This is a genomic window from Gemmatimonadota bacterium, from assembly GCA_040388535.1.
Classification (GTDB): Bacteria; Gemmatimonadota; Gemmatimonadetes; order Gemmatimonadales; family GWC2-71-9; genus Palsa-1233.
Map to the genome: position 1 here is coordinate 502,290 of JAZKBR010000001.1, position 13,456 is coordinate 515,745.

General features: G+C 65.8%; 16 protein-coding genes. 13 read left to right on the plus strand and 3 right to left on the minus strand.

Translation table 11 applies throughout. The features are described from left to right. Positions 1-57: 57 nt before the first annotated feature. Positions 58-498 (minus strand): hypothetical protein, encoded by a 441-nt coding sequence (locus V4558_02320; protein ID MES2304305.1) that lies wholly within the window; start codon positions 496-498, stop codon positions 58-60. A 217-nt stretch (positions 499-715) separates the two neighbouring features. Between V4558_02320 and V4558_02325 the strand changes: the two genes are divergently transcribed. The 4 genes from V4558_02325 to V4558_02340 all read left to right on the plus strand — a co-directional run bounded on the left by V4558_02325 (position 716) and on the right by V4558_02340 (position 2,192). Beyond that, positions 716-943 carry a hypothetical protein gene (locus tag V4558_02325; GenBank protein MES2304306.1) on the plus strand — a complete coding sequence of 76 codons (228 nt, stop codon included), beginning with the start codon at positions 716-718 and terminating at the stop codon, positions 941-943. A gap of 33 nt (positions 944-976) precedes the next feature. Further along, the gene (locus V4558_02330; protein MES2304307.1) at positions 977-1,195 is read left to right on the plus strand and encodes a hypothetical protein; all 219 of its coding nucleotides are present in this window, start codon (positions 977-979) and stop codon (positions 1,193-1,195) included. Positions 1,196-1,388: 193 nt separating this feature from the next. Then, positions 1,389-1,676: a hypothetical protein gene (locus V4558_02335; protein MES2304308.1), complete on the plus strand. Its 288-nt coding sequence runs from the start codon at positions 1,389-1,391 to the stop codon at positions 1,674-1,676. Between the two features lie 54 nt (positions 1,677-1,730). Further along, positions 1,731-2,192: a hypothetical protein gene (locus tag V4558_02340; protein MES2304309.1), complete on the plus strand. Its 462-nt coding sequence runs from the start codon at positions 1,731-1,733 to the stop codon at positions 2,190-2,192. 34 nt (positions 2,193-2,226) lie between these two features. On the opposite strand, the gene V4558_02345 is transcribed toward V4558_02340, so the two are convergent. Further along, positions 2,227-2,622, minus strand: a complete 396-nt coding sequence (locus V4558_02345) for a hypothetical protein (protein MES2304310.1) — start codon at positions 2,620-2,622, stop codon at positions 2,227-2,229. 116 nt (positions 2,623-2,738) lie between these two features. Here V4558_02345 and V4558_02350 point away from each other — a divergent pair, with 116 nt between their 5' ends. The 8 genes from V4558_02350 (at position 2,739) to V4558_02385 (ending at position 12,099) form a co-directional block, all read left to right on the plus strand. Continuing rightward, positions 2,739-3,071: a hypothetical protein gene (locus V4558_02350; GenBank protein ID MES2304311.1), complete on the plus strand. Its 333-nt coding sequence runs from the start codon at positions 2,739-2,741 to the stop codon at positions 3,069-3,071. 108 nt (positions 3,072-3,179) lie between these two features. Continuing rightward, positions 3,180-3,893 carry a creatininase family protein gene (locus tag V4558_02355; protein MES2304312.1) on the plus strand — a complete coding sequence of 238 codons (714 nt, stop codon included), beginning with the start codon at positions 3,180-3,182 and terminating at the stop codon, positions 3,891-3,893. Continuing rightward, positions 3,893-4,936 carry a 2-dehydropantoate 2-reductase gene (locus V4558_02360; GenBank protein MES2304313.1) on the plus strand — a complete coding sequence of 348 codons (1,044 nt, stop codon included), beginning with the start codon at positions 3,893-3,895 and terminating at the stop codon, positions 4,934-4,936. The genes V4558_02355 and V4558_02360 overlap by 1 nt, the downstream gene beginning before the upstream one ends. Next, positions 4,933-5,700, plus strand: coding sequence for an SDR family oxidoreductase (locus tag V4558_02365; protein MES2304314.1), 768 nt, complete (start codon positions 4,933-4,935; stop codon positions 5,698-5,700). Before V4558_02360 ends, V4558_02365 begins: the two co-directional genes overlap by 4 nt. Continuing rightward, positions 5,700-7,082 (plus strand): dipeptidase, encoded by a 1,383-nt coding sequence (locus V4558_02370; protein ID MES2304315.1) that lies wholly within the window; start codon positions 5,700-5,702, stop codon positions 7,080-7,082. Before V4558_02365 ends, V4558_02370 begins: the two co-directional genes overlap by 1 nt. Continuing rightward, entirely contained in the window at positions 7,079-8,530 is a 1,452-nt protein-coding gene (locus V4558_02375; protein MES2304316.1) for an APC family permease, read from the plus strand. Before V4558_02370 ends, V4558_02375 begins: the two co-directional genes overlap by 4 nt. A gap of 1 nt (position 8,531) precedes the next feature. Further along, a complete protein-coding gene (locus V4558_02380) occupies positions 8,532-10,649 on the plus strand; it encodes a CocE/NonD family hydrolase (protein ID MES2304317.1) in 2,118 nt (705 codons plus the stop codon). Between the two features lie 115 nt (positions 10,650-10,764). After that, positions 10,765-12,099, plus strand: a complete 1,335-nt coding sequence (locus V4558_02385) for an amidohydrolase family protein (protein ID MES2304318.1) — start codon at positions 10,765-10,767, stop codon at positions 12,097-12,099. Positions 12,100-12,105: 6 nt separating this feature from the next. Here V4558_02385 and V4558_02390 read toward each other — a convergent pair whose 3' ends face one another. After that, entirely contained in the window at positions 12,106-12,351 is a 246-nt protein-coding gene (locus tag V4558_02390; GenBank protein ID MES2304319.1) for a CPXCG motif-containing cysteine-rich protein, read from the minus strand. A gap of 173 nt (positions 12,352-12,524) precedes the next feature. On the opposite strand from V4558_02390, the gene V4558_02395 reads away from it, so the two are divergent. Continuing rightward, positions 12,525-13,448: an alpha/beta hydrolase gene (locus V4558_02395; GenBank protein MES2304320.1), complete on the plus strand. Its 924-nt coding sequence runs from the start codon at positions 12,525-12,527 to the stop codon at positions 13,446-13,448. The last annotated feature ends 8 nt before the right edge of the window (positions 13,449-13,456 follow it).

The following is a 13,456-nucleotide window of genomic DNA, read 5'->3' on the forward strand; positions in this document are numbered from 1 at the left end:
CCCGCCGGTGAATTCGAACCGGCGGGGCGTCGTCTATTCCATCGTGCGCTACCCGACTCACTCCAACAGCACTCGCGCCCCTGGCCCGCCACAACTCTTGTCGTACAGCGCCGAGAACTGCGCCTGGTTCTTTCCGTCGAGGACGAAGACCGTCATCCGGTTCATGTAGATGAACGGCGTCATTCCTTTCGATCCACTGACGCCCGGCTTCCCGCCTAGTCGTCCGCATACGGCTGGTGGTGGCCAGGCGCCATCACGCACGGCGGGCTGCGAGACGCGCAGCGAGTCGAACAGCGCGGTCGCCGGTTTCGAGAGGAGCTGCGCCATCACTCCGCGCGCCTCCGCCAGCAGGGCTGGCGCTGCGCTCGTGCGTTCGGCGAGGGTCGAGTCGAGGCGTTGTTTCGCGAGCGCGGCGGAATCGACGGGAGCGGGCGCCGGTGAGCCGCCGCATGCGGCGACCAGGAAACCGCACGCAATCACGAGAAAAGTGTTTCGCATCGATGCCCCGTTGTGGTGACCACTCGATAGTAGCGCAAGCGACGCGGAAGCGCCGGATCCGGCACGTGCACTCCGCTTCCCTCACATCGTCTCCTCGCAAGACTCAGGAGGGACCATGTTTGGAAGCGATGTACAGACCCCGGCTCACTCATCCGCTCGGCGGGAGATCCCGATCTTTGGCCAGAGGCGTCGCCCGGGTGATGGTGAACCGACCGAAATGAGCCGCGCGCCTGGGCTCGACAACTCCACCGGCGCGTTTCCCCTCGTATCGGTGCGCGGCGCCCTTGTGGCCCTACCGATTCAGGCGACACCGCTACCGAAGCGGTCGCTGTTGCGGCTGATCCGCCGCTGGCTGTCACGGATTGTGTCATTGGGCTCACCTCCCGCGTCGCACATTGTGAAGCCGGCACCGCAAATCCCCTCGGGGCCGGTCGGGTATCGATAGCAGTGCAAGGAAGATCGGCACGGGAGGTGTCCGATGACTTTCCGCGAAGCGACCGACCATCTGCTCGGGCAGGTTGCACCAAGTGAGCTGGCATTCCGGCTCGGCATCACCGTTGAGGAATTCCTCCGCGCGAGGAACAATCCCGCGCTGATGATCGCTGGCCCAGCGGGGTGGCGCGAGACCGTGATTCATATGGCCGAAGAACGAGTGTCCTACTACACGCGGCTCATCACCCGATTACGATCGCGGTAGCGCCCAAGTCACTCGTGCCGCACCGCGGTCGCCCAGACGCCCTGCCCGATTCCCGGTCCACCCCTGTGTGCCTCTACTCATTCGAGTCCGTCCTCTTATCGCTGGCGCCTCGTGCGAGGTCGCCAGGGCAGTCGATCGACCGCCGGCCCCCTGCCGGTGCGTCCCTCGGCCGCACCGCGCGGAGAAGACCACGATGGAATGGAGCACCCACGCCAACTGCCCCGGACACCGCACCCTGACGCTGCAAGGCCAGGTGGTGATGGTTCGCCGCGAGCCCGGCCACGAGCTCGAGGCCAACACCATTCCGCGACCGTGGCCGTCGGGCCTCTACTTCAAGACCGATCAGGGCCGCGAGCAACGCTTCCTCCCGCTCGCCGACGCTGCACCTCCCAGCTGCGCCCAGCTGTTGACACTTCCCGAAATCGCGGTCGAAAGCTTCTGGGATCGCGCCGAGCAGGGGTGGCCGACTCGCGCGATGTAGCGACCGCGCGGAAACGTGGCGGAACAAGTGAGTGCAAACCGTTTACCATTCGGGATGCCGCGCCACTTCTCACGCTTCGTGCTCACCTTCGCTTGCACCCTGGCGATCACCTGCCATCCCGGCGTTGCGGCCTCGGCGCAGGAAGCGCGATCGGCCGCGGGCGCGCGTGCGAGCGTACTGGATCAGCTGCAGCGACAATACAGCGCTACCGGCATTTACCTGCTGCACATTCCAAGCATGAAGGATCTGGCAGACACGCTGATCGCCCTGCGGGAATGTTCCGCTGAAGTGACAACCGACTGTTACGCTGCACCGCGAAAGATCATTGCGATCGAGGGCGTCAGGTTCATCCCGTCCGACAGCGCAGTGGCCGATGTTTTCATTTTCGGTGACGAGCATGGCGTGGATCGCGGCTTCACGATCACCCGGATGGCGCTGCGGTACGACGGAAACCGCTGGCGACAGGTCGGCGAGATCAAGCCCACGTCCATGCAGCATCCCCGAACGCCGGACTGACCCGGCGCAAGGAAGCCGCAGTTACAAGAGCGCCCTATCGCACCACAAACGGCGACGAAAACACTGAATCGTCACCCACGATCGTGCGCAGCCGGAACGTCCCTGGCGTAGTCGGTGCGGTGAGTGGGAACGCGAACTCGGCACCCGGATTGATCGTGTAGACCGGCATGATGCAGGCCTGATTCTCGCGCGGGATTTCACTCCATCGATCCCCTACCCGCCGGTCGGTCATCACATAGCACGGCAGCCAGCCCACGCGCACAGCAACTTCGCTGTGGTTCACCAGATGAGCATCGAGCGCGGTGCCAACCGCAGCGCTGCCGGTGACCGCGAGGAAGACGCTGCCCTGATTCGCATCGGTGGGAGATCCGCCACAACCTGCGACGACTGCGGAAACGAGGACCGACGCCAGCACCGAATGAATGCGCATATCAAACTCCGAGGGGGGATACCCAACAGACCGGTGTCGGGCTCTGGAGGTCACACGGTCAATCATCCCCGGCGCGACGCAGTACCTTTCGGCACCCCTCCCTCCGAGCCATCCGCGTGCGTCACCGCATCATCCGCTTCGCTCAAACGGTCATGCTCCTGCTCGCCACGCTCGGCGTCCCTCCAACCCTCACCGCCCAGTCCGCCCCCGGCCCGCGCGCCACCACGGTCACGGTCGGACTCCGCCAACCACTTCACACGTCGGCTCCACCAGCGCAGCCCGCGATGCGCCGCTACGACAACAACGGCTGGCTCATCGGTGCCATCGGCGGTGGCATCATCGGCGCCTGGGCAGCACGCCGGACCGGGGACTATTTCACCATCATCGTCTCAGCAGTCTTGGTCGCCGCCGTCGGCTCCCTCATCGGCGGCGTCCTTGCCTCGAAGTGACCCCCGCCCCTCCCCGCCCGTACGCCCCGCACCCACTCCGCGCTGGTAGCCCTGCCCGGTTTGGGGCTATCCTTCCTGCTCTGCCCCCACAATCGAAGAGACCATCCCGTGCGCATCAGTGATATGAACTGGATGCAGGTCGACGATTATCTCAAGCACGACGACCGTGCCATCCTGCCGCTGGGCAGTACCGAACAGCACAGCTACCTCCGCCTCACCGTGGATTGCATCCTCCCCGAACGCGTCGCCGCCGAGGCCGCGGCACCCCTCGGTATCCCGGTCTTTCCGGTCCTCAGCTATGGCGTGACACCCTATTTCCGGGAGTATCCGGGCTCGATTTCGCTCCGCGTCCAGACCCATCTTGCGGTGGTGCGCGACATCCTGGACTCGATGGCGCACAGCGGATTCCGTCGCATCATGATCTGCAACGGACACGGCGGCAACGGTGCGGTGCAGCAGTTCGCTACGGAGTGGACCGCCGACAACCCGGGCTGCCGCGTCATCTTCCATAACTGGTGGAGTGCGCCCTGCACCTGGGCCAAGGTGCAGGAGCTCGATCCGGTCGCCTCGCACGGATCGTGGATGGAAAACTTCCCCTGGACCCGACTGCCAGACGTCGAGATGCCAACGGTGACCAAGGGGCCGGTGCCGCCGATGGACCGGATCCGCGCGCTCGACCCGATGGCACTCCGGAGCTTCCTCGGCGACGGCAACTTTGGCGGCCTCTATCAGCGCCCCGACAGCGAGCTCCTCGCGCTCTGGCAGGTCGCCGTCGACGAGACTCGGGCCCTCCTTGAGAGCGGCTGGGGCAGTCACTCGTGATGGCGGCACCTCCCACAAGCGCGCTTTTCTGGGGCGCCGGCGCCATCGGCGGCACGATGGCCGCGTATCTCGCGCGCGCCGGACACGATGTCACGGCCGTGGACAGTGTGGCCGAGCACGTCGATGCCATCAACGCCGCAGGGCTCACCATCACCGGCCCGATCGCCACCTTCACCGCCCGGATGCCGGCATATACCCCCGACACCCTTCGCGGCGAATGGCAGACCATCGTGCTCGCTACCAAGGCGCACCACACCGAAGCGGCAACCCAGGCACTGCTGCCACATCTTGCTCCGGGCGGCTGCGTGGTGTCGGCGCAGAACGGGCTCAACGAACTCGCCATCAGCCACGTGGTGGGCGAGGCCAGGACCGTGGGCGCATTCGTCAATTTCGGCGCCGACTATATCGAACCCGGTGTCCTCCTCTATGGCGGCCGAGGCACCGTGATGATCGGTGAGGCCTTTGGTGAGGCAGCGACCCGCGTCTCGCCGCGCGTGCTCGGACTCCGTGATGCGTGGCGCGAGTTCGACGAACGCGCCACGGCGACCCCGAACATCTGGGGCTACCTCTGGGGCAAGGAGGCCTATGGTGCGATGCTCTTCGCGACAGCACTCACCAACGAGTCGATCGCCGATGCCCTCGCCATGCCGCGCTATCGCCCGCTCTACATTGCACTCGCACGGGAGATCCTCGCGGTGGCCGCTGCGCGCGGCGTGACGCCGGAGGCGTTCGACGGCTTCGATCCGGCGGCCTACCTCCCCACCGCCGGGGCAGGGGCTGCCGTGGCATCGCTCGATCATCTCGTCGCGCACAATCGCAAATCGGCCAAGACCCACAGCGGTATCTGGCGCGACCTCGCGGTGCGGAAGCGGCCGACGGAAGTTGATGCGCAGCTCGGCATCGTGGTGACACTCGGCGCCGAGGCGGGGGTGGCGACGCCGCTCACGGCGAAGGTGGTGGAGCTGATCCACGACATCGAAGCGGAGCGTCGGCCGCTCTCGCTCGACACCCTCGACACGCTCGCGAACGCGCTCCCCTCGTGAACGTGGCATTTCAGGGGAAGCGCGTCCTGGTGACCGGCGCCGCACACGGTTTCGGACGGGCGATTGCGGTCGCGTTCGCCGAGCGCGGCGCAACCGTGCACGCCGTTGACGTGATTGAAGACGAACTGCAGGAGACGGTACGGCTCTGCCGTGAGGCCGGAGGTCGCTGCACCGCGGCGCTCCTCGATGTGCGCGACAAGGGCGCGGTGGAGCAGTTCGTCGCGAGCGTGGCGTCGGCGACTGGCGCCATCGACATCCTTGTGAACAACGCCGGCGGTGTTCTGGGCCAGGTGGGGCGCCCCCTCGAGGAGGTCAGCGCGGCAGCGTGGCAGGAGATATTTGACGTGAACGTGAGCGGCGCCTTCTACTGCTCGCAGGCGGTGGCCCCAGGAATGAAGGCCGCCCACGCCGGGCGCATCATCAACATTTCGAGTGGCGCCGGCCTCGGCATTTCGCTCACCGGCATCCAGGCCTATGCCGCGGCGAAGGCGGCGCAGATCGGTCTCACCCGGCAGCTGGCCCACGAACTCGGGCTCTACGGCATCACCGTCAATAACATCGCCCCCGGCTTCGTCCGTTCCAACGCCACTACCGAGGCGCAGTGGCAATCGTATGGCGAAGCGGGGCAGCAAGCCCTCCTCGATCGGATCGCGCTCAAGACCCTCGGCACCGTGGATGACATCGCCTGGGGCGTGCTCTTCTTCGCCTCGGAGTATGCCGGGTGGATTACCGGGCAGGTCCTCTCCATCGACGGCGGCAAGTAATGGCGCTCGACCCGGTACTCGCGCTGCTCACCTCGCGGCACGCGGCGATTCTCGACGAGTTGATCGAGTTTGCCTCGATCCCGAGCGTGAGCACCGATCCCGCACACCGTGCCGATGTGCATCGCGCCGCGGCGTTCGTTGCCTCGCGCCTCAGTGCGGCGGGGCCGCTCTCGGTGCGGACGTACGAATCGGACGGCAACCCGCTGGTCTATGCCGAATGGCTTGGAGCACCCGGCAAGCTGACGGTGCTGGTGTACGGACATTACGATGTCCAGCCGCCCGAGCCGCTGGAGAAGTGGACCTCCCCGCCGTTCGTGCCGACCCTGCGCGAGGGTCGCCTCTACGCCCGCGGCATTTCCGACGACAAGGGGCCGATGCTGATCCCGATCAAGGTCGCGGAGGCCTTTTTCGCCGCGGAAGGGCGGTTGCCAATCAACGTGAAGTTCCTGATTGAAGGGGAAGAGGAGATCGGCTCTCCCAACATCGAGCACTTCATCGCCGAGCATCGCGATCTGCTCGCGGCCGATGTCGTCCTCTCGGCCGACGGGGCGATGTGGCGAATCAACGAGCCCTCGCTCACGGTCGCGAATCGCGGCATGGCCGGTGTGGAGCTGACACTGACAGCCGCAGGCAAGGATCTGCATTCGGGGCGGCACGGCGGCAGCGTCGCCAATCCGTTGCATGCGATGGCGCAGCTGATTGCCACGTTGCATCACGCCGATGGCAGCGTGGCCGTGGCAGGTTTCTACGACCGGGTGCAGGAACTGAGTACCGCGGAACGGGCCGACATCGCGGCGTTGCCATTCGATGAGGCCGCGTATCTCGCGCAGGTCGGCGCGCCGGCAGCAGTGGGCGAGGCTGGCTACAGTACACTCGAACGCCAATGGACGCGCCCGACCCTCGAGCTCAACGGAATGTGGGGCGGCTACCAGGGGCCGGGATCGAAGACGGTGATTCCCTGCGAGGCGCACGCGAAGATCACCTGCCGGCTTGTTCCGGACCAGGATCCCCACGAGATCGTGGCACTGGTCACCAGACATCTCGAGGCCAACGTGCCGCCGGGAACCCGCCTCGTCGTGAATCCGGGGAATCACGGTACTCCCGCCGCCCATATCGCCCCCGGACATTTCGCCCTCAAGGCCGCCGGCGAGGCACTGCGCGCGGTCTACGGTGTCGATCCGCTGATTGTCCGGATGGGAGGCACCGTCCCGGTGGCCGAGCTCTTCCAGCGACTGATGGGTCTCGAATGCGTCTACTTCTCCTTCTCCACAGCCGATGAAGACTACCACGCGCCCAACGAATTCTTCCGGGTGCATCGGTTGCACGAAGGGCTCGAAGCGTGGGCCCGGTACTGGCACATCCTTGGCGAGGTGACGCGATGAGCGACGGTGAGAATTCGGCGACCTCTGCACTCGCCCAGGCCGAGGCACGAGTCGAGGCGCACAGCGCGACACTGAAGAAGGAACTTGGCGTCCGCGACCTCGCACTCACCCAGATCCTCTTCATCATCGGCCTCACCTGGATCGGCGTCGCCGGCACGCTGGGGCCTTCGCACGTGGTGATGTGGCTACTGGCGATGGTCTTCTTCTATCTGCCCATGGCCGCCGTGGTGATCTACCTCAACCAGCTGATGCCGCTCGAGGGTGGCCTCTATCAGTGGGCCAAACTCGGCTTCAATCCCACGGTCGGCTTCCTGCTGGCGTGGAATCTCTGGCTCTATGTCATTGTGTACACCTCGGAGATCGGGCTCCAGTGCGCGACCTATCTGTCGTACGCGCTCGGGCCAGGCGCGGCGTGGATGACGTCGAGCAACTGGTTCGTGGCGCTCTCCTCTGCCGTCATTCTGACCCTGATGGCCGTGGCCGCCATCATCGGGCTCTCGGTCGGAAAATGGGTACACAACACCGGCGGCATCTTCATGCTGATCATCTTCGGCATCCTGATCCTGCTGCCCTTTCTCGGGCTTGCCACGGGCACGTTGCGGGAGTTCCACCCCTTCCGCACCACGCTGCCGAAGTGGTCGCTGCTGAATCTCAATCTGCTCGGGAAGATGGGCTTCGGTGCACTTGGCGGTTTCGAGTATGTGGCGATCCTCGCGGGTGAGACGCGAGCGCCGGCGAGGTCGGTCCGGAAATCGGTGCTGATCGCCGCCCCGCTGATCGCGCTGATGTTCATTCTCGGCACCGCCACGGTGGTGGCCTATGTCCCGACCGAGCAGATCGACCTCATCGGCCCGATGCCCCAGGTGCTTCGTGCCGGGTTCGGCCCGTTCGGCATCGCCGGTCCGCTGGTGACGATCGCGATCCTGATGACGCTGGCGATGCGGGTGGCCCAGGTGAGTGTCAGCTTCACCGCGGTGACGCGCCTGCCGATGGTGGCCGGGTGGGACCGGCTGCTGCCGGCGTGGTTCTCGCGCCTGCACGAACGCCACCGGACGCCGATCAACTCGGTCATCCTCGTGGCGGTCTGTTCCTTCGCGCTCTCGCTCGTGAGCCTCATCGGCGTGGGGCGGGCCGAAGCGTTTCAGCTCCTGTTCAACGCCGGCGGCATCTTCTACGCGCTGGCGTATCTGGTGATGTTCGCAATCCCGATCATCGGGCTACGGGGAGTGACACCCAGGCCGCCGCGCTGGTTGCAGGTGGCGTCCTGGTCGGGGCTGCTGATGACGTTGCTGTACGTCGTGCTGTCGGTCTTTCCGATCATCAAGGTGGCGAGTGTTGCCACCTTCGCCTTCAAGGTCGGCAGCATGATTCTGGTGATGAATCTGGTTGGCGTCGGAATCCTGGTCGCCGCACGTCGGCGATCGACACGTTCTCCGCAGGGGGAGTAGCATGTCGCAATTCACGGGGTGGTTTCTCGGCTACCGTCGATCGCTCACGGCCGCACTGGTCCTGGTGGCGGGCACCAGCGGGTTCGCCGCACTGCAGCGGCCACCCAGGGCAGCGCTCGCGGGAGACTGGGATGTCTACATCGCGCTGAGTGCCACGCCGAAATTCGGCTTCGAGGGATGGCGCCGGATGGGGTTCGCTCACTTTGCCGGCACGGATTCCGGGAATGTCGGCTTCCTCCGGCGCCGCACTGGCCAGCCGATGCTCACCGTCAGCAAGGTGTCCGTCGCGGGTGATTCGGTGGTGCTGACGCAGGATGATCGGCTGGTGATGCGCGCCGCCTGGCACGGCGACACGCTCGCCGGACTCCAGTACACCAACGGCACAGTCCAGGATCGTCGTTACCGGCTGGTGCGTCGGGCCACACCGGCCGTGGTCGAGACGACCTATCAGGTCTGGAAGATGCCTGCCTCCGATTCGCAATACACCACCGTGGTGGACACCACCAAGCTGATGCCGACGCGCGATGGCGCCACACTCGAGACCTACATTGTGCGGCCGGTGGGTCCCGGACCCTTCGGGGTCGTGATGCAGCGTTCGCCCTACCGCGCCAGCAACCCGGCCGCCGGCCGCTGGTGGGCGTCGCACGGCTACATCTACGTCGGGCAGCTGGTGCGGGGTCGCGGCAAGTCGAGCGGAGATGTCGCCGATTTCGGTGATTACAGCAGCGACATCAAGGATGGCTACGATGCGGTCGAGTGGGCCGCGAAGCTTCCAGGAGCCAACGGCAAGGTCGGGATGATTGGCCATTCCGATGAGGGGCGGCTGGTCTGGTTCGCCGCGGTGGCGGCGCCGCCGAGTCTCGCCGCGATTGCGCCCTCGGCCGCGACCAGCGATCCGTGGCGGATCGTGCCGTATTCGTCGATGGCGTTCGGTCCGATCAATGTCGACTGGACCTGCCTGATGAAGGATCGCAATATGGCGACCAATACGGCCGAGCTCGATATCGGCGAGGCGATCACGCATCTGCCATTGTCATATCTTCCCGAGCGGCTGGGCTGCGGCCATTTGCCGCTGTGGGAACGGTGGATCTCCCACAACACGCTCGACGATTACTGGCGCCAGCACGCGGCCACCACCTTCATCGACAAGGTCAAGGCTCCGGCGCTGTCGCTGGCCGGCTGGCACGACGATGCGCGCGGCCCGCTCGACTACACCGATGCACTCCTGAAGGTGAACAATCACCCGGCCTGGCACCTGGTGATGGGTGTCCACGCGCACAAGGGTGTCGACTACGTGGCGGGAGATTTCGGACCGCAGGCGCGATACGAATACCGTGACCTCCAGCTGCGCTGGTTCGATCACTACCTGCTTGGCCGCGACAACGGCGTCGACAAGCTGCCACCGGTCGACATCTTCGTACAGGGCGACAATACCTGGCGCCAGGAAAGGGAATGGCCGCTCGCACGCGCGAAGGCCACCAACTGGTACCTGTCGTCGGGCGGGAATGCCCGCACCAGCAACGGGAACGGTGTCCTCGACACCCTGCCACCCAAGGGCGCGGCCGCCGACAGCTACAGCTACGACCCGGGGAATCCCACGCCGTACCTGATCGACTCGCGCGAGCTGGAAGAGTCGCTCAATGAGGACTACACCGTCCTCAACGCCACCCGGCAGGATGCCCTGGTGTTCACCTCCGCGCCCCTCAAGCGGCCGATCGAGATCACCGGTGAAATGTCGGCGTCGCTCTGGGCGTCGAGCGATGCCAAGGACACCGACTGGGCGATCATGCTGCTCGATGTCTTTCCTGATGGGCACGCCGAGCGGGTGCAGGACGGCCTGACGCGGGCGCGGTTCCGGAAGGGGATGGACAAGGTGGTGCCGCTGGTGCCGGGAAGTGTGGAGCGCTACGACGTCGACCTCTGGTTCACCTCCAAGGTCTTCGCGCCGGGCCACAGGCTGCGGGTGAGCGTCACATCGGCGCTCTTCCCCAAGTACGATCGCAACCTGAACACCGGCGGCAACAACGAGCGCGACTCGACTTTCGTGACGGCGCACCAGCGGATCCTGCACGATGCGGCGCATCCGTCACACCTCATCCTGCCGGTGGTGCCACGGTAGGCGGCCACCACGAATAGCCGTGGGGGCTTCGGCCCCCACCGAGGGTGCGGGAGTAACCGATGCCGCCAGTACGCCGTATGGCATCGGAACGCGCACCGCACCCTCCGGAGGTTGAATGCCCGCCCGATTGCTGCTGCTCCTCGCCTCCCTCCCGGCCACAGCATCCGCGCAACAACTCACCGCCTTCACCCACGTCCGGCTCATCGACGGTCGCGGGGGTGCTCCGATTGCCGACGCGACCGTGGTGGTGCGTGGCGACCGCATCACCGCCGCCGGCGCGGCTTCACAAGTCAGCACACCCGCCGGCGCACGCGTCATCGACGGCCGCGGCATGTCGCTGATGCCTGGCCTCGCCGATATGCACACCCACCTCTCCGGCGGCTGGGACGGCGAGACCGCCGACTGGCTCGGCGGGCGCGTCACCATGAATGCCCTGCTCTACAATGGCATCACCTCGGCGTTCGACCCGGGCGACGTGACCTCGTACGTGCGCCAGCTGCGCGAGGAGGTTCGCGCCGGGCGCCTCGCCGGCCCGCGCATCTTCTTCACCGGCCCGGTGCTTGATGGCGCCACGCCGCAGTGGCCCGACATCTCGCAACCGCTCACCACACCGGAACAGGCGTCGTTCTTCGTGCGCCAGATGAAGAGCGCCGGCGCCGTCTTCATCAAGGCCTACGGCGGCCTCACCACCGAGATGGTGAAAGTGCTCGTCGATGCCGCCGCGCGCGATTCGATGCGCGTCATCGCCGACGTCGGCCAGCGCAACGGCTCGCTCGCGGTAGCGCAAACCGGCATCGCGATCTACGCGCACACCGGCACCAGCGCGATGACCGACGAGGCGATCCGCTACATGGCGGATCACCACACCGCGACGATCACCACCCTCGCCGTCTACGAGAGCCTCTCGCGTCGCCGCTTCAAGGAGATGTCTTTCCTGCAGCAGCCGCTGATCAAGGACGTGATGAGCCCGACCTACATGTCGCAGGTCACCGCGTGGGGCCTCAAGCCGCCAACGGCGCAGGAATCACGGCTGATGGCCTTCTATAGCACGGCGTTGACGACGGCCGCCCGCAATGTGAAGCGGATGCTTGATGCCGGCATTCTCGTCGTCGCCGGCACCGATGCTCCGTGGCCCGGCCAGTACTATGGCGAGGGGCTCCACCGCGAACTCGAGTTGCTGGTCGAGGCTGGCCTCACACCACTCGAGGTGATCACTCTTGCCACCCGTAACGCCGCGCGACTGGTGAATGCCGAATCGGAATGGGGCACAGTGGAGCCAGGCAAGGTCGCCGACCTGCTGCTGGTGCGTGGTGATCCGTCGACGCAGATCGGCGACTCGCGCAACATCGTCCAGCTGATGCAGGGCGGGAAACTCATCGATCGCGCCTCGCTCCGCTACGACCCGAAGCGCGACCCCGACTACCACCCGGTGGATCTCCGGCCGCACTGAGTCGCCTCAGCTCGCGGCCTCGACCTGTACCTCCGCCGTGCCGTCGAGATCGAAGGTGACATGGAGGTGCCACGGACGACAGCAGATCTCGCAATCCTCGACATACTCCTGCACGGCGCCGCCGCTCGGGTCGAGGGTGATCTCGATCTCCTCGGCACAGTACGGGCAGCGGATCAGCGCCTCGGTGTCTGCCGGAGCGCCTTCGGGTTCGTCCGTGTCGTCATCATCAATTCCTTCATTCTCATCCCGCATGGGAAATCCCTCCTTCGTCAGGTTAATCGAAATAGCGTTTGTCTGCTCACTCGGCGTCGGAAGAGGCCGGTGAGGACCGGCTGCCGGACGAGCCCCCGATTTGCGGTGGCCGCGTTATCGTTGTGCATCCACGCACACTGATCCGCGCTGCCTTCCGCCACCCGGGGACCCTCATGGCCGTTCGTTCTGGGGCACTTCGCCTCGCCGCCCTCTTGCTCACGCTGGCGGGGTGCTCCAAGCCCGCAGCACCGCCGGTCGAAGCAGCTCCGGCGGCCGCCCCGGCCGCGCCCATTCCTTACGGCGCCAACGCCGCCGCCAGCGGCACTTTCGTTCACGACGGCGTCACCTTCTACTACGAGAGCTACGGCAGCGGCACGCCGCTGCTGCTGGTACACGGCAATGGCGGCTCCATCGGCACGATGGCCGCCCAGATCGCGCATTTCAGCAAGAGCTATCGCGTGGTCGCCATGGATTCGCGCGACCAGGGGCGCTCGACTGACAGCGACGGGCCGATCACCTACGAGAAGATGACCGACGACCTCGCTGCCCTGATCGATCACCTCAAGCTCGATTCGGTGAATGTGCTCGGCTGGAGCGATGGCGGCATTGAGGCGCTCCTCCTCGGCGTGCGCCATCCGGAGAAGGTGCGCAAGCTGGTCGCGATGGCCGCCAACCTGAATCCGTCGTCGCAGGCGATCTATCCCGAGACCGATGCCCTGGTAAAGACGATGCTTGCGGGAATGACCGACAGCGTGAAGAACACGCCGCAGGGCAAGCGCGACTTCAAGGTGACCAGCACGATGCTGAAGGAGCCGCACATCGCCCCGACCCTGCTGGGGCAGATCAAGGCGCCCACACTGGTCCTCGGCGGCGATCACGATCTCATCACGCTCGAGCATCTGGTGCTGATGTTCAACCACATTCCGAATGCCCAACTCGCGATCTTCCCGAACAGCACGCATATGGTGCCGTTCGATGACCCGGCGATGTTCAACGCCACGGTCGATCGCTTCTTCTCGACACCGTTCGTGAAGCTCGATCGGATCCCCGCCACGATGGCCTCGTTCGAGAAGCTGCTCGGCGGGCTGGCACACTGATCGGCGCC